This window comes from Methylorubrum suomiense, from assembly GCF_022179765.1.
Taxonomy (GTDB): Bacteria; Pseudomonadota; Alphaproteobacteria; order Rhizobiales; family Beijerinckiaceae; genus Methylobacterium; species Methylobacterium suomiense.
Genome location: NZ_BPRE01000003.1, coordinates 211596 through 229935 on the forward strand (window position 1 = coordinate 211596; position 18340 = coordinate 229935).

Sequence of the window (18340 nt, forward strand, 5' to 3'; positions counted from 1 at the left end):
GGTCCCCGCCCGCCGTTCGACAGGCCTCGATCCGCGGCCTAGGATCGCTCCGCAATCGGGAGGCGGGCGATCATGGCGATGCACGTTCCGGCCATCGCGGCTCCAGCGACGGCGTCCCGGCCGCGGGTCGGGCCGCGCACGCTCCTCCTCGTCGCGACGTTGCTCGCCTCCGCGGGGGTGCTGGCGATCGATGCCGGCGCGGCGACGGTGCCGGTCGAGGCCGATCTCGCCCGCATCCTGCGCTTCATGGCCGCGCTCAAGCTCGCTCTGGCCGCCTGCGCCCTCACCGCCTCTTGGTGGCGGCTCGCCCGACCGGCCGCGGGCTGGCGCGGGACGGCCTACGTCGTCGGCCCGCCTCTCTCCGTCGGTGGTGCGCTCGTGATGCTGTCGCTGGCCCATCCGGGCCTCGCCGCGCTCGGCGTGCATGCGGGGCTGCTGGCGGTGCTGGCCGCTTCCTTGACGGACAAGGACTTTTTCCCGGATCGGCCGCCCGCGCGGGTTCGCGGCTAAGACATCGGCCCGAAGGGTGGGTGCCGGCTTTCGGGCCGATGCGGCAGGATAACCTGGCGCGTCGCTCAGCCCCGTCGGGCGGTGCGCCAGAGCCGCCAGATCTTGCGCCAGCGGGCGATCTCGATCGTCGTGTTGAGCGGGTCGTAGCCGGGCCGCTCCATGGCGGAGAGGTAGGGCTCGATCAGCGCCACGGGCAGGAAGGCAGGCCGGGCGGCGGGGATGATGGTGGCGCGGGCGGCCGCGTACGATGCGAGGTGCTGGCGCGCCAGCGCCCGCAACTCGGCACAGCTGCGCAGGAGCCCCGGGCCGCCGCGCCCCGTGACGATGTCCTCGCGCGTCACGCCGTTCTTCCGCAGGAGATCTCCGGGCAGGTAGAGCTGCCCCTGGCGGGCATGCCAGGGCAGGGCCCGCAGCAGCCCGGTGATGCCGTAGGCCACGCCGGCATGGCCGGCCGCCGCCGCGCCGCCGGGCTCGGCCCCGTCGGCCAGCACCAGAGCGGAGAGGCGGATCAGCGAGGCGGCGGTCTCGCCGCAATAGCCCTCGAGATCGTTCACCCGCGGCATCGGGTCGTCGTAGAGGTCGAACACCCGGGCATCGATCAGATCGACGAAGGGCTGGCGCCCGAGGCGCCGGGCGACGATGGCGTCTTCCAGGGCCGCCGCGACGGGATTGGCCCGCACGTCGCCCCGCGCCTCGCCCTGGAGTGCGTCGCGCCACCATTGCAGCCGGATCTCGCCGGCCATCGGATTGCCCGCGGCCTCGCGCACCCGGGCGACGGTGAGGCTGAAGGCCGAGAGCGCGAACAGGTGCGGCCGGAAGGCGGGCGGGGCGAACAGCGTGGCGAAGTAGCGATCGGGATCGCCCTCGCGCACCAACTCCTCGCAATGGCGGAAGGCGAAGGCGAGACCCCCGTTCTCGGGGGTGGGGCTTGGCGCGGTGCGGGTCTCGGGTCGCGTCATGCAGCGGGGCTCGCGCGGCGGATCTCTGCGAAGCGGGGCCGCCGTGACCGGCGGACCTCACGAAACGCCCCGGCTCGGCCGGTTCTCTCGCGGGCCGGGTTTCCCGTGAGAGACACCTACGACACGGCGATCAGGGCGGCCGCGACCTTGCGGTTCTCCGCGGCCAGGATGTTGTACGTGCGCGCCGCCGCCCCCGTCTGCATCGCGTCGAGGCCGATGCCCGCGGCTTTCAGGCGCTGCCGCAGGGCGTCCGGCAGGAAGACGATGTCGGCGCCGGTGCCGACGAGGAGCAGTTCGATGCCCTCCCGCTCGGCCAGGACCGGTGCGAGGCTCGCCGCGTCGATGGCGTCCGCCCGCTCCACGCCCCAAGCATGGACGCCGGAGGGCAGGAGCAGGATCGAGCCCCGATGCGACATGTCGCCGAAGCGGAAGCCGCCATTGCCGTAGGCGTCGATCCCGTGCCGGCCGGGCAGGAAGCCGCCGGGGCGATCCGCTCCGCTCATCCCCGCAATCGCCCCCTCACTCCGCCGCCTGGGGCGCCAGCCCAGTCTCGCGCTGGCCCGACTTCGCGCCCGACAGGGTCAGGCCGATATAGATCAGCGAAGGCGTCGAGACGAAGATCGCCGAGTAGGTGCAGATCACGACGCCCGCGAGCATCACCACCGCGAAGCCCTTGATCGCCTCACCGCCGAACATCACCAGCGCCACGAGCGACAGGATGGTCGACATCGAGGTCATCACCGTGCGCGACATGGTGGAGTTGATCGAGAGATTGAGCAGCTCGACCACGGGAATGGTCTTGTAGCGGCGCATCAGCTCGCGGGTCCGGTCGAACACCACCACGGTCTCGTTGAGCGAGTAGCCGACGATGGTCAGGATCGCGGCGATCGAGGTCATGTTGAACTCGATGCGGGTGACGATGAAGACGCCGACCGTCAGCACGATGTCGTGGAGGGTGCCGACGATGGCGCCGAGCGCCAGTTCCCGCTCGAAGCGGAACCACAGGTAGAGCAGCACGGCGAGCACCGAGAGCACGACGCCGACGGTGCCGGACTGCACCAGCTCGCCCGAGACGCGGGGACCCACGGTTTCGGTGCGGCGGAACTCGTACTGCGCGTCGAAGGCGGCGTGCGCCTTCTGCATCACCGTGGTCTGGCCCTGCTCGCCGGCCTGGAGCGGGAAGCGCACCAGCACCTGTCCCTCGCCGCCGAGTTCCTGAACCTCGGTCTCGCCGAAGCCGAACTCGTTGGCGGTGTGGCGGATCGCGGCGACGTCGGCCGTCTGGCCCGGCTTGGCCTGGAGCTCGACGAGCGTGCCGCCCTTGAAGTCGATGCCGTAATTGAGCCCCATGGTGAGGAACAGCACCACGGTCACGACGGAGACGACCGCCGAGAGCGGGAAGGTGAAGCGCCGGAACCGCATGAAGTCGAAATGCGATTCGTCGGGCCAGAGGCGGAGCAGGCGCATGGTCGGTCTCGAAGCCTGAAGGCGGCACGCGCCTTACGGAACGGCGTGGCGGCCGGCTGCGCTGTCGCGGCCGGCCGGCGGTCTCAGAACGGCAGGGCCTTGGGCCGGAAGGTGGTGTACCACACCGCGATCATCATGCGGGTCAGCGTCACCGCCGTGATGACCGTGGTGAGGATGCCGAGGATGAACACCACGGCGAATCCCTTCACCGGGCCCGAGCCCATGAAGAACAGGATGATGGCGGCGATCGCCATGGTCGAGTTCGAGTCGATGATGGTCGCGAAGGCCCGGTCGAAGCCGGCCTGCAGCGCCGAGACCAGGGAGCGGCCGGAGCGAGCCTCCTCGCGCATGCGCTCGTAGATCAGCACGTTGGAATCGACCGCGGTGCCGATGGTCAGCACGATGCCGGCAATGCCGGGCAGCGTCATCGTCGCCTCCAGCACCGACATCAGGCCGAGGATCAGGCCGACATGCACGAAGAGCGCGATGTTGGCGATGAAGCCGAACACGCCGTAGGTCGCGAACATGAAGATCACGACCAAAGCCGCGGCCACGAGCGTGGCCTTGGTGCCGGCATCGATCGAATCGCGGCCGAGGCCGGGACCGACCACGCGGCGCTCGACCACGGTGAGCTTGGCCGGCAGCGCGCCCGCCCGCAGCAGCACCGAGAGGTCGTTGGCGTCCTTCACCGTGAAGTTGCCGGTGATCTGGCCCGAGCCGCCGGTGATGGCCGAGCGGATCACCGGGGCGGACTGGATCACGCCGTCGAGGATGATCGCCATGCGCCGGCCGACATTCTCGGAGGTGGCTTGGCCGAATTTCTGGGCGCCGCGCAGGTTGAACTTGAAGCTCACCATCGGCTCGTGGGTCTGCGGGTCGAAGGCCGGCTGGGCGTCGGTGAGATCGCTGCCGTCGGCCATCACGCGCCGCTCGACCGGGACCTTGGCGCCACCCTCGTCCTTGTTCGGCAGCAGGTCGACATCGCCCGACGGTGAATCGGCGAGCATGCGGAATTCCAGCTTGGCGGTCTTGCCGAGCTGGTTCTCCAGCTCCTGCGGGTCCTGAAGGCCCGGCACCTGGATCAGGATGCGGTCCGCGCCCTGTTGCTGGATCGACGGCTCCCGGGTGCCGCCGATATCGATGCGGCGTCGCACCACCTCGATCGCCTGGGTCACCGCCCGCCGCGTCCGCTCGGTGATCCCGGCATCGGTCAGAACGAGCTGGATCGTGCCGTTCTCGTTCTCGTTCACCGCGAGCGTCTGGCCGCCGCCGGGGCCGGCGAGGGGGTTGTTGATCGGCTGCGCCAGCTCGCGCAGCTTCGGCATCACCTTGGCGCGGTTGCCCGCGTCGGGGATGCGGATCTCGACGCCGCGGTTGATGACCCGGATGCCGCCATCGGGCGAGACCGAGGCCTCGCGCAGAACCCGGCGCACGTCGTCGCGCAGGCCCGTGGTCATGGAGCGGATCAGGTCGGGCTGGTCGATCTCGAGCAGGATCTGCGAGCCGCCCTGAAGGTCGAGGCCGAGCACGATCGCCCGCTGCGGGATGATCCAGCTCGGGAACCACGACGGCAGCGATTGCAGGAACGCCTTGCGGCTGTCGGCCGGGATGAAGCTCGGCACCGCGAGGCTCAGGCCGATCAGGATGACGGCGAGCGTCGCGATGATCTTGGTTCTCGAGAAGCGCAACATCCGCCCGGTTCCGAACTTTTTGTCGTTGGTGCCGGGAGTTGGCCCGGCACGTTGAGGCTGCGTCTCAGGACGCCTTGACGGGCGCGCCCTTGACGCGAACCTCGGAGACCATCGTGCGCACCACCTTCACGCGAACGTTCGGGGCGATCTCGACCTCGATCTCGGGGGCGTCGTCCGTCACCTTGGTGACGCGGCCGACGAGGCCGCCGGTCGTCACGATCGTGTCCTCGCGGCGCAGGTTCTTCACCATGCCCTGGTGATCCTTGAGCCGGCGCTGCTGCGGACGCAGGATCAGGAAGTACATGATCACGAAGATCAGGACGAAGGGGACGAACTGCAACGCGACTTCCGCGCCGCTCGCAGCACCGGCTCCTTGCGCGAAGGCGGGGGTGATCACGCGGTCAAACTCCTGAAACGGGGACGAGCCCGCGCATGGAAGAGGGCGGGCCTTGCGAGACGACGGGCCTGTCGAAAAGCGCGCGGACTATAGCCACGGGCGATTCGAAAGCAACGTGGTTGGTTCTGCCGGCCTCGAGCGCCGGCGTCCGCGTCCGCGGCCTTCGGCTTCTCGCTCCGCTCGACGCCTCGGCAAAAGCCGAGGCCGCTGCGCGCGGCGCTCTTCGCGCCGGAGCATACGGTGCTGCCGCGGCTCCCTATTTCTGCGGGAAGCGCCTACACAGCCGCGCGACCCGAGGGCATGGGCCCTCCCCTGAGAACCCGAACCGGACATCGCCATGGCCGCTGAGCCGACGCCCGCCGACCTTCTGCCGCTTCTGGAGCGGATTGCTGCGGCCCTTGAGCGCGCGGCGCCTCCTGCGGTGCCAAAGGTGGACACGGGCGCCGCCGACGCCTTCCTGTGGGGGCCGGAGCGTCGGCTCATCCCGGTGCCCAAGGTCAACCGCGTCGAGATCGGCCTTCTGACCGGCATCGACCGTGCCCGCGACATGCTGGTGGAGAACACCGAGCGCTTCGCACGGGGGCTGCCGGCCAACAACGCCCTGCTGTGGGGCGCTCGCGGCATGGGCAAGTCGTCCCTCGTCAAGGCGGCCCATGCCGAGATCAATGCCCGCCGCCCCGAGGGGGCGCTGCCGATGAAGCTCGTGGAGATCCACCGCGAGGACATCGAGGCATTGCCCGAACTGATGAGCCTGCTCCGCGAGGACCCCCATCCCTGGCTGGTGTTCTGCGACGACCTCTCGTTCGACGCCGACGACACCTCCTACAAATCGCTCAAGACGGCGCTCGACGGCGGCATCGAGGGGCGGCCGGGGAACGTGCTGTTCTACGCGACCTCCAACCGCCGCCATCTCCTGGCCCGTGAGATGGTCGAGAACGAGCGCTCCACCGCGATCAATCCGGGCGAGGCGGTGGAGGAGAAGGTGTCGCTCTCGGACCGCTTCGGTCTCTGGCTCGGCTTCCACAAATGCAGTCAGGACGAGTATCTCGCGATGATCCGCGCCTATGTGGAGCGCCATCGCCTTGCGGTGGAGCCTGACAGGCTGCGCGCCGAGGCGCTCGAATGGGCCACCACCCGCGGCTCGCGCTCGGGGCGCACGGCGTTCCAGTTCATTCAGGATCTGGCGGGGCGGCTGGGGCAGCGGCTCGACGGGTGAGGCGAGAAGGGCCTCAAATCAGCCGCAGGCGGGTCAGCAGCCGGGCGAGGTAGGGGCGCAGGGGCAGGGAGAGGCGATAGGCCGCCTCGGCCGGGATGAGGAAGGGGCGCGTTCCGAACAGGCGGGCGTCGAGGATCCGCCCGAGCCAGCGCCAGCCCGGCAGGGTCAGCCAGATCCGCGCGAAGGCCGCGGCCCCGTCGCTGAGGCGTCCGTCGCGCGCCCGCACGTGGAACCGGCGCAGGGCCGTGGCCCGGTCGAGGTCCGGACCCAGTCGCGCCGCGCCCTCCCCCGCAACGTCCACGAAAGCGAGCCGCTCGGCGCCGCGGCTGTTCCGGTAATGGTCGATCTCGGCGCGGCAGAGCGGGCAACGGCCGTCATAATAGACCGTCAGCTCGGTCGCATCCGCCGGCGGCGCGGAAGGGGACGGGCCGGTGGGCGTGGTCATCGGGGCGCTCCTGCGGCGTCGAGCGAATGGCGAAGGTCTACGGCTTGCGACCGGGCGGGGTGACCGGCTCGGCGGGACCGTCAATGGCGCGGACTTGGTTGGCGGTCGGTCCGGTGCTGAGGAACAGCGCGACGATGCCGAGCCCGATGACCATCACGCCGATCACGAAGGCCATGAAAAACTTGTCGGCCGTCTTCATCGCGGTCCCGTCCCCCCTTCGCCGGTCGCCCGCGCCACAGTGATGACCGTGCGGTCGCGAGCATGGAGCATTGGCAGATCCGAGATCGGGCGCCGCGGGCCGGCGTCCAGTCGGCAGATCCCGTTCCTCTCAAACATGTGAAATCTTGCCAAGGTTTCCTGGCAATATTGCGAGTGCGGACAACGGGGTATCTGCGCTGATTTTCTGTATTGGCGAATTGTCGCAGCATAGAACGCTGCGAAGAAGCAGGCGTTGGGTGCCGAGTTCCAGAAATTGGAGAGGTTTCCGCGAGATGTCCGAACGTCTGCCGGCCGTGCGGCACTCCGCCATCACACCGCCCGCCGCGGCACCGAAGCCGCGATGAGGATGGGCGAACGCGCGATGACCCTGTTTCGCTCCGAGACGCCTCCGCCGCCGGCCAGCCTCGATTTCGGCGTCGCGCCGGAGAGCGCCGCGCCGAACACGGCGCAGTTGAAGGCCGACATCGATTCCGGTCGGACCGGCGACAAGGTTCCGCACGGCGATGTGGGCGCGGCCCCGCTCGGCACCTGCGAGGAAGCCGGCGGCACGCCACCGACCCCGCAGGAAGTCCGGATGGCGCGTCGCTACCGGGCCTCGCCCGCGGTACGGGCGGCGGCCGATCCGCACGGCGAGCGCTCCTTCGTCATGCCCCTGTTCTGGGCCACGGCAGGAAGCATCGGCGGCCTTATCGCCCTCGGCCTGATCCTGTTCCCGGGCTGATCGGCTCTGATCGGCACGAACGGAAACGGCGGCCCCCACCGGAGCCGCCGTTTCCGTCATTCCAAGTCGATCAGTTGCTGGCGAGGTGCGGCATCGGATCGACCGGGGTCGCGCCTTTCCGGATCTCGAAATGCAGCTGCGGCGAGGTGACGTTGCCGGTCGCACCCGACTTGGCGATGGTCTGGCCGCGCTTCACCTTCTCACCCGGCCGCACGTCGAGCTCGCCGTTATGGGCGTAAGCGGAGACGTAGCCGTTGTTGTGCCGCACCAGCACCAGCTTACCGTAGCCCTTCACGTCGGAGCCCGCGTAAGCCACCGTACCGTCCTCGGCGGCCTTGACCGGGGTGCCCTCGGGCACGGCGATGTTGATGCCCTCGTTGCCGCCCGAGCCGTAACCGTTGATGACGCGGCCCTTGGCCGGCCAGCGGAACGACTCGGCGGTCGCCGCCGGGGCGGCGATCGGCGCGGTCGGCTCCGCGCTCGCCACCTTCACCGGGGCGGGCGCCGGGGCGGCGGCCTGCTTGGTCTCCTTCGCCTCCTTGGCCTCTTTGGCCTCCTTGGCGGCAGCCTTCGCGGCGGTTTCGGCAGCCTTGGCCTCGGCGATCTTCTTGGCGGCGTCCGCCTTGGCCTGCTTGGCCTCCGCATCCGCCTTGCGGGTGGCCTCGGCCTCGGCGGCGCGCTTGGCCTCCGCCTTCGGATCCACCTTCGCTTCCGCCTTGGCCTCGACCTTGTCGGTTTGGCCCGGGCGAACGCGCTTCTTGGCCTCGGCGAGCTTGCCCTCGGCCTTCTTGGCTTCCGTCTCGGCCAGCTTCTTGGCCTCGACCGCCTTCTTCACGTCGGCGAGCTTCTTCGATTCCGCAGCCTTGGCGGCGGCGGCCTTCTCGGCGGCCTTGGCCTCGGCGATCTTGGCGGCGGCGGCCTGCCGCTCGGCCTCGCGGCGCGCTTCCGCCGCCTTCGCCTCCGCCGCGCGGGCGGCCTCGGCGGCCTTCTTCTCGGCGAGCTTGTCCGCCGGCTTGCCGAATTGCAGCTTGGGCGCGGGCGCCGGGGCGGCAGCCCGCGGGGTCATGGCGCGGCCCGCATCCGGATTCATGCCGGCCACCGACGGGTTCATGCCCGAAACGGCGCCCGTGGCCTCGGTCGTCGCCACGCGGGTGGCGGCGGCGGTCGGGCTCGGGCTGATCGCCATGGGGCGGGGCGAGAGATTCGGGGCGGGCAGATCCTGCGCCTGGACGCGGGGCGTGCGAATCGCCGGCGCGGGCGCCATGTCGGCCTCCGCCCCCTCCCCGCCGAGGCTGCCGGTGGAGGCAGGCTCGCTGCCCATCATCCCGGCGAAGGGATTGGTGAAGGGATCGCCCAATCGCGAGGCATCCGACGAACAGGCGGCAAGACTGCCACCGATGACGGCGATGAGGGCGAAGCGCGACACCGTCCTCAAGCCCAGAACCGAACCCCGAACCCGCATCGACGCACCCGTTCCACCTGACGCAACCTGATGGAGCCATTCAAACGGGATTCAGGTTAAGCATCCGTTCCCGTGGCCCCGATGCGAGTCAGTTTCGTGCGGGTGCGCCGCCGTTTGCGGCCTTCAGGACACGCGCCCCCGCCCCGGCGTCATCGGTCCGAGCCGCAGCGCCGGCCCCTCCAGGCGGGCCGGAGGCGCCTCGCCGTCGCGCGCGATCGTCACGAGGCGGCAACCACGACCGCTCCAGAGGCCCATGACCAGCCGCCCGCCCGGCTTCAGGGCGGCGGGCAGGTGCGGCGGAAGCGCGGCCACGCCGCCATTGACGAGGATCCGGTCGAAGCTGTGCCGCTCGGCGCTGTCGGGGCCGAGCCCGTCGGCGGCCTCCACTGTGGCGTCGTTGAGGTTAACGCCCAGCCGCTCGCGGGCGGCGCGGGCCAGCCCGGGATAGCGTTCCAGGCTGCGCACATGGCCGGCTCCGAGCCGCACCAGCAGGGCGGTGACGTAGCCCGAGCCGGTGCCGATCTCCAGGACGCGGACGCCGGGACGCATGTCGAGCGCGCCGAGCATCGCCGCGGCCACGGACGGCGCCGTCATGGTCTGCCCCTGCGGCAGCGGCAGGGCGATGTCGCGCCGGGCATGCTCGCGCAGGGGGGCGGGCGCGAAATGCTCGCGCGGCACCTGTTCCATCGCCCGCAGCACGGCGGTGTCGCGCACGCCGCGCTCGCGCAGGGCCAGCACGAAGGCGGCGCTGCCGATCGCCCGGCTGAGGCCCGCCGCGTCGTCGGGCCCGGCCACCCTACTCCTCGAACGCCTTAGCGAAGCGGGTCAGCTCCGGCTCGTCGGTGAGGTCGAGCCGCAGCGGCGTCACCGAGATGCGGTTCTCCGCGATCGCCTTGAGGTCGGTGCCGTTGCCCGGTTCGAACCGCGCCTTGGCGAAGGCCAGCCAGAAATACGGATTGCCGCGCCCGTCCTGGCGGGCGTCGATCCGCAGGAGTTCCTGGTTGCGCCGCCCCTGGGACGAGACCGCGATGCCTTCAACCGCGTCCGGCTCGCAATCCGGGAAGTTGACGTTGACGAGGATGCCCGGCTCGATCCCGGTCTCCAGGATCTTCCGAATCACCCGTGGCCCGTGGGCGGCGGCGCAGTCCCATTTCAGGCTGGCGCGCCCGCCCGCGCCGTAGGCTTGGCTGAGCGCGATCGAGCGGATGCCGAGGATCGTGCCCTCCATGGCGCCCGCGATGGTGCCCGAATAGGTCACGTCCTCGGCGACGTTCTGGCCGCGATTGACCCCCGAGAGCACGAGGTCCGGCTTATGATCCTTCAGGATATGCGCCACACCCATGATGATGCAGTCCGACGGCGTGCCCTTCACCGCGAAGCGCTGCTCCGAGATCTGCCGCAGCCGCAGCGGATCGTTGAGGGAGAGGGAGTGCGAGACGCCCGACTGGTCGGTCTCGGGGGCGACCACCCAGACGTCGTCGCTGAGCGCGCGGGCGATGCCCTCCAGCGTCTCCAGGCCCGGCGCGTGAATGCCGTCGTCGTTGGTGACCAGGATGCGCATCAGTGGTTCGGTCCCTCGATCCGGGTGAGGCCGCCCATATAGGGCACGAGCACCGACGGGATCGTGATGCTGCCGTCGGGGTTCTGATAGTTCTCCATCACGGCGATGAGCGCCCGGCCGACCGCGACGCCCGAACCGTTGAGGGTATGGACGAAGTTGACCGTCTTGCCCTCCTTCGCCCGGAAGCGCGCGCCCATGCGCCGGGCCTGGAAATCGCCGCAGACCGAGCAGGACGAAATCTCGCGAAACGTCTGCTGGCCCGGCACCCAGACCTCGATGTCGTAGGTCTTCTGGGAGGCAAACCCCATGTCGCCGGTACAGAGCGTCATGACCCGGTAGCTCAGATCGAGCTTCTTCAGCACCGCCTCGGCGCAGGAGAGCATGCGCTCGTGCTCCTCCGCCGACTTTTCCGGCGTGGTGATCGAGACGAGTTCGACCTTGTTGAACTGGTGCTGGCGGAGCATGCCGCGGGTGTCGCGCCCGGCCGCGCCGGCCTCGGCCCGGAAGCAGGGGGTGAGCGCAGTGAGACGCAGGGGCAGCGCGTCCTCGGTGAGGATCGATTCGCGCACGAGATTGGTGAGCGGAACCTCCGCCGTGGGGATCAGCCAGTAGCCGTCGCCGGCCGCGAACTGATCCTCGCGGAATTTCGGCAACTGCGCCGTGCCGAACATCGCCTCGTCGCGTACGAGGACCGGCGGCACTACTTCTGTATACCCATGCTCGCCCGTGTGCAGATCGAGCATGAACTGGCCGAGCGCCCGCTCCAGCCGGGCGAGCTGACCCTTGAGCACCACGAAGCGCGAGCCCGAGAGCTTCGCGGCCGCCTCGAAATCCATCAATCCGGTGGCTTCGCCCAGCTCGAAATGCTGGCGACCCTCCGACAGCGTCTCGCGGGAGGACGCGAAATCGCGATACAGGACGTTGCTGTGCTCGTCGGCGCCCTCGGGCACCTCGTCCTTCGGCCGGTTCGGGATCGCGGCCAAGCGCTCGTCGAGAAGCTTCGCCGCCTCGCCCTGCGCGGCTTCGAGCCCCGGCGCCTCGTCCTTGAGGCGGGCGACCTCGGCCATCAGCGCCGCGGCGCGGGCCTCGTCCTTGGCCTTCTTGGCGCCACCGATCTCCTTGGACAGCGCGTTGCGCCGCTCCTGATTCGCCTGCGCCGCCGAGACCGCCGCCTTCCGGGCATCGTCGAGGGCGATCAACTCGGCCGAGAGGGGCGCAAGGCCGCGGCGCGAGAGGTCGTGATCGAAGCCTTGCGGGTTCTCGCGGATGGCGCGGATGTCGTGCATGGACGGCTCTCGGGGCTCGGACGGGGCCCGCTTTGCCGCAACGCACCCGGCACCACAAGAGCGGTCGGAACCGGATCGCGTGCGGCCGGGCGCTGAAGCGCCCGGCCGCACGCGCGCAAAAGATTACTTGATGAGCTTGATCAGGGCCTTGCCCGGCTTGGTCTTCAGCTCCTTGGCGTCGAGCGTGCCGTCATTGTCCGGATCGGCATCCTTGAAGAGGGCCTCGACCAGGGCGAGGTATTCCTTCTTGTCGATCGTGCCGTCCATGTCCGGGTCGCCGCTCTTGAACAGCTTCGGGCTCAGGACGCCCTTGAGCTCCTTCTTGTCGAGGGTGCCGTCCTTATCCGGATCGAGAGCGTCGAACTTCGCCGAAGCGGCGGCCTGCACTTCCTTGAGATCGAGCGTGCCGTCCTTGTCGGGGTCGAGCGCGGTGATAACCGAGCTCTTCTGGGCGAAGGCGGGGCCGATGCCGGCGACCATCGGCAGGGTCAGAGCGAGAGCGAGGGCGGCGCTGCGGGGTAGGGACATGCGTCAACTTCCAAGGCACGAGGAATCGCCGGCGAGCGGCAGGCCACGTGGGCAGCGGCCTTCACATACGCTAAGAGAAATGTTGCGCTGCGGCAATCAAATTCGGGAGAATCTGGCAAAAACGCTGGGAGAATCGCTCCGCGCAGAGATGAATCCAGAGCCCGATTCGATGCCCATCCGAGCGGGGCGCGGTGCGATCCTCAACGAGCGTCCAGCTTGCAGACTCGGCTTGGCAGCATCATATCTCCGGTTCTGCAGGATTTTTCCGGTGTTTCCTCAAGCGCTTGGCCTTCGAGGTGGGTATTTGTGAGAAATATAAGTAACGGGCCCGCTTGAATTGTGCCCAATGGAAAGTCTATATCAAGGGCGTCGAACACGAGGGGCCGAGCACTGAAACGGCACCGCCTCCGTTCGAGGTAGGGCCGGTCATGAGACCGACCCTCGTATTCAAATTGCTACTTGGAGACACGCCATGAAGTGGTCCGCTCCCGTCGTTGCCGAGATCTGCGTCGGCATGGAAGTCACCTCCTACGAGTCCGCTGAGATCGACACCTTCAACTAAGAAGGTCGTCCCGGCCCTCGGGCCGGTCTCGCTCACACCAATCGCCAGCTTTGGAGAAACGTCATGAAGTGGTCCGCTCCCGTCGTTGCCGAGATCTGTGTCGGCATGGAAGTCACCTCCTACGAGTCCGCTGAGATCGACACCTTCAACTAAGAAGGTCGTCCCGGCCCTTGGGCCGGTCTCACTCACACCAATCGCCAGCTTTGGAGAAACGTCATGAAGTGGTCCGCTCCCGTCGTTGCCGAGATCTGCGTCGGCATGGAAGTCACCTCCTACGAGTCCGCCGAGATCGACACCTTCAACTAAGAAGGTGTCGCCGGACTTGACCGGTGATCAGGGGCGTCGTCCGAAAGGGCGGCGCCCCTTTCTCTTGCCGACCTTCTCCTGCTCATGAAACGACAAGACCCGGACGGCTTTCAGCCGCCCGGGTCTTGTCGTTTCGGTAATCGCGAATCACGCTCGGGCTCGAGGCGTGGATCGGATCGATCCAGACATGCCCCGATCCGGTGTTTCGGACTTGCGTCTCCTTCGGGAATGAGAATCCGCCCTCAGAGACGGTAGCGGATCTGGTCGGTCCAGAAGCGCTCGAGGCGGGTCAGCGCCTGGTTGAGGCGGCCGAAATCATCCTCGGAGATGCCGCCGATCGGCTGGATCGTGCGGGAATGCTTGTCGTAGAGGCCCTGGATCACGTCGTGGATCTCGCGGCCCTTGCTCGTCAGGCTGATGCGCACCGAGCGGCGGTCGGTCTTGGAGCGGGCGTGGTGGAGGAAGCCCGCCTCGACCAGCTTCTTGACGTTGTAGGAGACGTTCGAGCCGAGATAGTAGCCCTTGGAGCGCAGCTCGCTCGCGGTCAGTTCCTTGTCGCCGATATTGTAGAGCAGGAGCGCCTGGACGCTGTTGACGTCCTCGCGGCCGCGGCGGTCGAACTCGTCCTTGATCACGTCGAGAAGGCGGCGGTGCAGGCGCTCCACGAGGTGCAGGGCCTCGAGGTAGGAGCCGGCGGCGCCGAGGGCCTCGGCGGTCTCGGCGGGCTTGCGGGCGGTGTTGGCGGCCTTCGTGGACATCGGTCGAGCCTCTCTGTCGGGTCGTGCCGGCTGCTTCGTCCGGCATCGCTTATAGGCTGAACCTAGGTGCCTCGAATGAAAGCCGATTTAAGCGACAGGATGAACTTCCGATTTACTTCTGTCGGTAAATGCAAAATGAAACGTTCGCTTTGACGTTTTGTTCAGCCAACATCGCGCGCCGCAAGCCAGGATAACACGAAGTAAATTGCGACGATGCTTGCCTGCACTGCGATCAGCGGAGTGGAGATCGGCAGAAGCTGCGGCGTCAGCACGGCGAGCGTCAGCGCCGAGGTCGCGGCGAGCAGCCAGACCACCCCGCCCCAGGCGCTCGTCAGCCACAATCCGACCGCCGCCACGAAATCGATCACCGCGAAGAACACGATCGTCGCCTGCCGCCCGGGGGAGAGGTCGGCGAACGGGCTCGCGCCCGGTAACAGGTCGAGGATCTGGGCCCAGGTGGTGAGCCCCTTGGCGACCCAGGCCAGGGCGGCGATGCGCATGAACCAGACCAGCACCACGTCCCAGCGGGTCTGCTGGCGCGGCGTGGCCTCCTCGATGCGGTCGACCGCCCCCGACCCCGCGCTCGGACGTCCGCGTCCGTCCCGGGTCGTGCCGACCTTGGCGAGCGCCTTCATGGCCGTGGTCCCTCGCTGCCGTCGAAGCGGGGCGTCGCGTCGTCCGCGTCCACGAAGGCGGCCTCGATCGCCGCCGCATCGACGGCCTCCAGCGTGGCCGGCTGCCAGGCGGGCCGGTTGTCCTTGTCGACGATCACGGCGCGCACGCCCTCGTAGAAGTCTCGTCCCCGCATCACCCGCGCGCAGAGCCGGAACTCGGCCCGCATGGCCTGGGCGAAGCTCAGCGACGGCCCCCGGCGCATCTGCGCCAGGGCGATGGTGAGACTGGTGGGCGAGCGGGTGCGGATCGTCGCCGCCGTTCGCGCCGCGAAATCGGATCCGTCCCGGGCCGCCGCGTCGAGCCGTTCCAGGATGGCGGTGACGGTGTCGGCACAGAAGCAGGCGTCGATGGTCGTGCGCTCGGCCACCAAGGGGCCGCTGTCCGACGGCGCGGCGGCGAAGTCGGCGAGGGTTGCCGCGATGTCGCCGCCCCGGGCGAACCCGTCGAGCACGGCCTCGAAATCGGCGGCCCGGACCGCGTGGGTCGCGAGCCCGACCTGGAGCGCGTCGCCGGCCCCGATCCGGCTGCCCGTGAGGGCGAGATAGGCACCGGTGCGACCGGGCAGGCGCGGCAGGGCGTAGGTCGCGCCGATATCGGGAAAGAAGCCGATACCGGTCTCGGGCATGGCGAAGCTGTAGCTCTCGGCGGCGACCCGTACGTCGCCGTGCAGGGAGATGCCGACGCCGCCGCCCATCACGATGCCCTCGATCAGCGCGACATAGGGCTTCGGAAACGTCTTCACGAAGGCGTCGAGCAGGTATTCCTCGCGCCAGAACTCCATGACCTCGGCAAGGCGCCCGGCTTGGCCCAGGGCATGGATGCGGCGGATGTCGCCGCCCGCGCAGAAGGCGCGCCCGCCCGAGCCCCGCACCGCGACGCGGGAGACGGCCGGGTCGTCCGCCCAGGCCCGGAGCTGCCGGTGCAGGGCCGTGACCATCGGCAGGGTGAGAGCGTTGAGCGCCTTCGTCCGCACGAGGGTGGCGATGCCCACCGCCCCGCGCCGCTCGAACGTAATCTCAGGCTCCGCCGCGTCCGCCATGCCGCCTCTTTCCCGCCTCGCCTGCCCGGCTTCGAACGTCCCGGCCTCTCCCCGCGTCCTGAGGTGCCGCGAAGCGGCTTCGAAGGAGGGCTCGGGGAAGCGCCCGATCCCCGCGAGTCTCCTGCGGGAGGCGATCGGGTCCCGTGTGAGGGGCTCTTAGACGAAGTCCGGGTGAACGCGTCAATGCGCGGCTTGCCTGACAGGGGACGGCGTCCCCGGCCTGCGGCAACGACGGCTATCGGGGGTGATTCGGGATGTGCTAGGCCCCTACCCGCTCATCCGAAGGCCGGAGCCCGCTATGCCGCCCGCCAGTCCGCCCGCTTTGCCGAACGAACCGCGCCCGCTCGCCATCGAGACCGCGCGGGAGGCCGCGCCCGGCGCGGGCCCCCTGAGCCTCACCCAGCGCCCACGCCGCAACCGCAAGGCCGATTGGTCGCGCCGGCTCGTGCGCGAGCATACGCTCACCGTCGACGACCTGATCTGGCCGCTCTTCGTGATCGAGGGCAGCGGCCGCCGCGAGCCGATCGCCTCGATGCCGGGCGTCGAGCGGCTCAGCATCGACGAGGCCGTGCGCGAGGCCGAGCGGGCCGCCAAGCTCGGCATCCCGGCGATCTCGTTCTTCCCCTATACCGAGCCGTCGCTGCGCGATCCGACCGGTTCTGAGGCCCTTAATCGCGAAAACCTCGTCTGCCGGGCGGTGCGGGCGGTGAAGCGGGCCGTGCCCGAGATCGGCGTGATGACGGATGTCGCGCTCGATCCCTATACCAGTCACGGCCATGACGGACTGATCGAGGACGGTGCCATCCTCAACGACGAGACCGTTGCGGTGCTGGTCGAACAGAGTTTGATCCAGGCCGAGGCCGGCACCGATATCATCGCCCCCTCCGACATGATGGACGGGCGCGTCGGCGCGATTCGTACGGGCCTCGACCGGGCGGGCTTCCGCGACGTGCAGATCATGGCCTACGCGGCGAAGTATGCGAGCGCCTTCTACGGGCCGTTCCGCGACGCCATCGGCACCAAGGCGGCCCTGGTCGGCGACAAGCGCACCTACCAGATGGACCCCGGCAACGGGGCGGAAGCCCTGCGCGAGGTCGCCCTCGACCTGGCGGAAGGGGCCGATTCGGTGATGGTGAAGCCCGGCCTGCCCTATCTCGACATCATCAGCCGGGTGAAGACCGAGTTCGGCGTGCCGACCTTCGCCTATCAGGTGTCCGGCGAATACGCGATGATCGAGGCGGCGGCCCGCAACGGCTGGCTGGACGGCGACCGCGCCATGACCGAGAGCCTCCTCGCCTTCAAGCGGGCGGGCGCGGACGGGGTGCTGACCTACTACGCGCCCCGCGTCGCCGAGCGCCTGCGCGCGGGCGCCTGACGGAAGACGCCCCGGAGAAGCCCTGTGGCGCGCCCGGCCCCGCGGGCGGCCCTGGCCGGCGCCCTCGCCCTCGGCTGGCTCGCCGCCGGCTTCGGCTGCGACACCGCCACCGATATGCGCCGGGAGACCCTGTGCCGCCGCGCCCTGCCCGCCCTCTCGCCGGAGGGGGCGGCGTTGCGCCTGCTGCGGGTCGGCCCCGGCTCCGGGCGCGGCAGCGTGCGCGTCGATTACCGGCTGGCGGGCGCCGACGGTGCCCCGCTCAAGGGTGAGGAGGCGCGCGTGCGCTTCCTCGTCTGCACCTTCGGTCCCGGCACCGAACTGACGGCCCTGACCACCGAGCGCGGCCCGGTCAACGGCGCCTCGCTCTACCTTCTCCGGCACTACTACCTGGAGACCCCCGAGGCCGAGGCTTCCGATCCTGGCGGCCGCTGACGCTCGGCCGGGCAGAGATCGAGCGCATTCAGCATCGCGGGATAATCGGCGAGGTGAACCGTGTCCGACAGGGCGCCGGGCCGGGCGAGACCCGGTTCGTCCGCGCGCAGCACCGCGAACGGATCGACGAACCGGCAGGTCGGCGCGCGGCACAGCCCGCGCAGGATCTCCGAATAGACCGCCACCGCCGCAGGGTCGCGCTTGCCCACCGCATCCCGCCCGATCGGCGGCACCGCCGCGACTCTGAGCGAGCGGGTTTGGCCCCCGAGCCGTGCGAGGCTCGCGGCCACCTCCGCCGAGAAGCGCGCCCGCGCCGCGCTAGAGAGCGGCGTGGCGGTGCGCAGGATGTCGTTGGTGCCGACGATGAGGATGCCGAGCCGGGCGGGGCGGGTGACCGGCAATCCGGCGAGGAAGGCGGTGATCTCGGCGGCCTGCGCGCCGGCCAGGCCGGCATTGACGAGGGGGCCGCAGGCAAGCGCGCCGGCGCCGGCGAGCTCCGCGTGGGAATTGCCCATGATCAGAACCGCGTCCGGGCTGACCTGTGCGAGCGCCGCGGCGACGACCGGGTGGCGCGCCGCCGCATGGGCCGCAAAGGCCCGGTCGAGCCTGCGAACGGGGACGCGGTCACCGGGGACGGTGACGGCGAGCAGGCCGAGGCCCAACCCGAAGAGAAACCGGTGAAGAGGCCGACGCGGGCCCGGTCCCCCGGGTGATGCGTGGCCGGTGACAGG

At 69.6% G+C, this 18340-nt stretch carries 24 protein-coding genes; 8 read left to right on the top strand and 16 right to left on the bottom strand.

Features of this window, described 5'->3' with window-relative positions; translation table 11 throughout:
• Positions 1-72: 72 nt before the first annotated feature.
• Positions 73-510: a hypothetical protein gene (locus MFF26_RS06385; RefSeq protein ID WP_137831027.1), complete on the top strand. Its 438-nt coding sequence runs from the start codon at positions 73-75 to the stop codon at positions 508-510.
• Between the two features lie 65 nt (positions 511-575).
• Here the strand turns inward: MFF26_RS06385 and MFF26_RS06390 are convergent, their stop codons facing one another.
• The 5 genes from MFF26_RS06390 to yajC all read right to left on the bottom strand — a co-directional run bounded on the left by MFF26_RS06390 (position 576) and on the right by yajC (position 5024).
• Positions 576-1469 carry a phytoene/squalene synthase family protein gene (locus MFF26_RS06390; protein WP_238307763.1) on the bottom strand — a complete coding sequence of 298 codons (894 nt, stop codon included), beginning with the start codon at positions 1467-1469 and terminating at the stop codon, positions 576-578.
• 116 nt (positions 1470-1585) lie between these two features.
• Positions 1586-1972 carry an Mth938-like domain-containing protein gene (locus tag MFF26_RS06395; RefSeq protein WP_137831029.1) on the bottom strand — a complete coding sequence of 129 codons (387 nt, stop codon included), beginning with the start codon at positions 1970-1972 and terminating at the stop codon, positions 1586-1588.
• A 16-nt stretch (positions 1973-1988) separates the two neighbouring features.
• Entirely contained in the window at positions 1989-2936 is a 948-nt protein-coding gene (gene secF, locus MFF26_RS06400) for a protein translocase subunit SecF (RefSeq protein WP_137831030.1), read from the bottom strand.
• Between the two features lie 83 nt (positions 2937-3019).
• Positions 3020-4627 carry a protein translocase subunit SecD gene (gene secD, locus MFF26_RS06405; protein ID WP_137831031.1) on the bottom strand — a complete coding sequence of 536 codons (1608 nt, stop codon included), beginning with the start codon at positions 4625-4627 and terminating at the stop codon, positions 3020-3022.
• A 64-nt stretch (positions 4628-4691) separates the two neighbouring features.
• A complete protein-coding gene (gene yajC / locus MFF26_RS06410; RefSeq protein ID WP_137831032.1) occupies positions 4692-5024 on the bottom strand; it encodes a preprotein translocase subunit YajC in 333 nt (110 codons plus the stop codon).
• Positions 5025-5361: 337 nt separating this feature from the next.
• On the opposite strand from yajC, the gene MFF26_RS06415 reads away from it, so the two are divergent.
• Positions 5362-6240 (top strand): ATP-binding protein, encoded by an 879-nt coding sequence (locus MFF26_RS06415; RefSeq protein WP_137831033.1) that lies wholly within the window; start codon positions 5362-5364, stop codon positions 6238-6240.
• A 13-nt stretch (positions 6241-6253) separates the two neighbouring features.
• Here MFF26_RS06415 and MFF26_RS06420 read toward each other — a convergent pair whose 3' ends face one another.
• Positions 6254-6685 (bottom strand): thiol-disulfide oxidoreductase DCC family protein, encoded by a 432-nt coding sequence (locus MFF26_RS06420; RefSeq protein WP_137831034.1) that lies wholly within the window; start codon positions 6683-6685, stop codon positions 6254-6256.
• Between the two features lie 37 nt (positions 6686-6722).
• A complete protein-coding gene (locus MFF26_RS06425) occupies positions 6723-6884 on the bottom strand; it encodes a hypothetical protein (protein ID WP_238307764.1) in 162 nt (53 codons plus the stop codon).
• A gap of 381 nt (positions 6885-7265) precedes the next feature.
• Here MFF26_RS06425 and MFF26_RS06430 point away from each other — a divergent pair, with 381 nt between their 5' ends.
• Positions 7266-7625 (top strand): hypothetical protein, encoded by a 360-nt coding sequence (locus MFF26_RS06430; RefSeq protein ID WP_137831035.1) that lies wholly within the window; start codon positions 7266-7268, stop codon positions 7623-7625.
• A gap of 70 nt (positions 7626-7695) precedes the next feature.
• Here MFF26_RS06430 and MFF26_RS06435 read toward each other — a convergent pair whose 3' ends face one another.
• The 5 genes from MFF26_RS06435 to lanM form a co-directional block, all read right to left on the bottom strand.
• The gene (locus MFF26_RS06435; RefSeq protein ID WP_238307765.1) at positions 7696-9087 is read right to left on the bottom strand and encodes a M23 family metallopeptidase; all 1392 of its coding nucleotides are present in this window, start codon (positions 9085-9087) and stop codon (positions 7696-7698) included.
• Between the two features lie 123 nt (positions 9088-9210).
• Complete coding sequence (locus MFF26_RS06440) at positions 9211-9882, bottom strand: protein-L-isoaspartate O-methyltransferase family protein (RefSeq protein ID WP_137831826.1); 672 nt, start codon at positions 9880-9882, stop codon at positions 9211-9213.
• A gap of 1 nt (position 9883) precedes the next feature.
• Complete coding sequence (gene surE / locus MFF26_RS06445; protein WP_137831827.1) at positions 9884-10648, bottom strand: 5'/3'-nucleotidase SurE; 765 nt, start codon at positions 10646-10648, stop codon at positions 9884-9886.
• Complete coding sequence (serS, locus tag MFF26_RS06450) at positions 10648-11934, bottom strand: serine--tRNA ligase (RefSeq protein WP_238307766.1); 1287 nt, start codon at positions 11932-11934, stop codon at positions 10648-10650. Before serS ends, surE begins: the two co-directional genes overlap by 1 nt.
• Positions 11935-12057: 123 nt before the next feature.
• Positions 12058-12462: a lanmodulin LanM gene (gene lanM, locus MFF26_RS06455; protein WP_137831829.1), complete on the bottom strand. Its 405-nt coding sequence runs from the start codon at positions 12460-12462 to the stop codon at positions 12058-12060.
• A gap of 472 nt (positions 12463-12934) precedes the next feature.
• On the opposite strand from lanM, the gene pqqA (MFF26_RS06460) reads away from it, so the two are divergent.
• The 3 genes from pqqA (MFF26_RS06460) (at position 12935) to pqqA (MFF26_RS06470) (ending at position 13330) form a co-directional block, all read left to right on the top strand.
• On the top strand, positions 12935-13024 hold the full coding sequence (gene pqqA, locus MFF26_RS06460; RefSeq protein WP_015857429.1) for a pyrroloquinoline quinone precursor peptide PqqA: 90 nt from the start codon (positions 12935-12937) through the stop codon (positions 13022-13024).
• A gap of 63 nt (positions 13025-13087) precedes the next feature.
• Positions 13088-13177: a pyrroloquinoline quinone precursor peptide PqqA gene (gene pqqA / locus MFF26_RS06465; RefSeq protein WP_015857429.1), complete on the top strand. Its 90-nt coding sequence runs from the start codon at positions 13088-13090 to the stop codon at positions 13175-13177.
• Between the two features lie 63 nt (positions 13178-13240).
• Positions 13241-13330 (top strand): pyrroloquinoline quinone precursor peptide PqqA, encoded by a 90-nt coding sequence (gene pqqA, locus MFF26_RS06470; RefSeq protein ID WP_015857429.1) that lies wholly within the window; start codon positions 13241-13243, stop codon positions 13328-13330.
• Positions 13331-13572: 242 nt separating this feature from the next.
• On the opposite strand, the gene ldtR is transcribed toward pqqA (MFF26_RS06470), so the two are convergent.
• From ldtR to MFF26_RS06485, 3 genes are all read right to left on the bottom strand, one after another.
• Positions 13573-14088 (bottom strand): transcriptional regulator LdtR, encoded by a 516-nt coding sequence (ldtR, locus tag MFF26_RS06475; RefSeq protein ID WP_137831748.1) that lies wholly within the window; start codon positions 14086-14088, stop codon positions 13573-13575.
• A 161-nt stretch (positions 14089-14249) separates the two neighbouring features.
• Positions 14250-14723: a DUF6163 family protein gene (locus MFF26_RS06480; protein WP_137831749.1), complete on the bottom strand. Its 474-nt coding sequence runs from the start codon at positions 14721-14723 to the stop codon at positions 14250-14252.
• Positions 14720-15802: an enoyl-CoA hydratase/isomerase family protein gene (locus tag MFF26_RS06485; RefSeq protein WP_137831750.1), complete on the bottom strand. Its 1083-nt coding sequence runs from the start codon at positions 15800-15802 to the stop codon at positions 14720-14722. Before MFF26_RS06485 ends, MFF26_RS06480 begins: the two co-directional genes overlap by 4 nt.
• A 298-nt stretch (positions 15803-16100) precedes the next feature.
• On the opposite strand from MFF26_RS06485, the gene hemB reads away from it, so the two are divergent.
• Both hemB and MFF26_RS06495 read left to right on the top strand, forming a co-directional pair.
• Positions 16101-17177, top strand: a complete 1077-nt coding sequence (hemB, locus tag MFF26_RS06490; protein WP_137831751.1) for a porphobilinogen synthase — start codon at positions 16101-16103, stop codon at positions 17175-17177.
• 24 nt (positions 17178-17201) lie between these two features.
• Positions 17202-17609 (top strand): hypothetical protein, encoded by a 408-nt coding sequence (locus MFF26_RS06495; RefSeq protein WP_137831752.1) that lies wholly within the window; start codon positions 17202-17204, stop codon positions 17607-17609.
• On the opposite strand, the gene MFF26_RS06500 is transcribed toward MFF26_RS06495, so the two are convergent.
• Entirely contained in the window at positions 17561-18271 is a 711-nt protein-coding gene (locus MFF26_RS06500) for a GDSL-type esterase/lipase family protein (RefSeq protein WP_137831753.1), read from the bottom strand. The genes MFF26_RS06495 and MFF26_RS06500 overlap by 49 nt on opposite strands.
• Between the last annotated feature and the right edge of the window lie 69 nt (positions 18272-18340).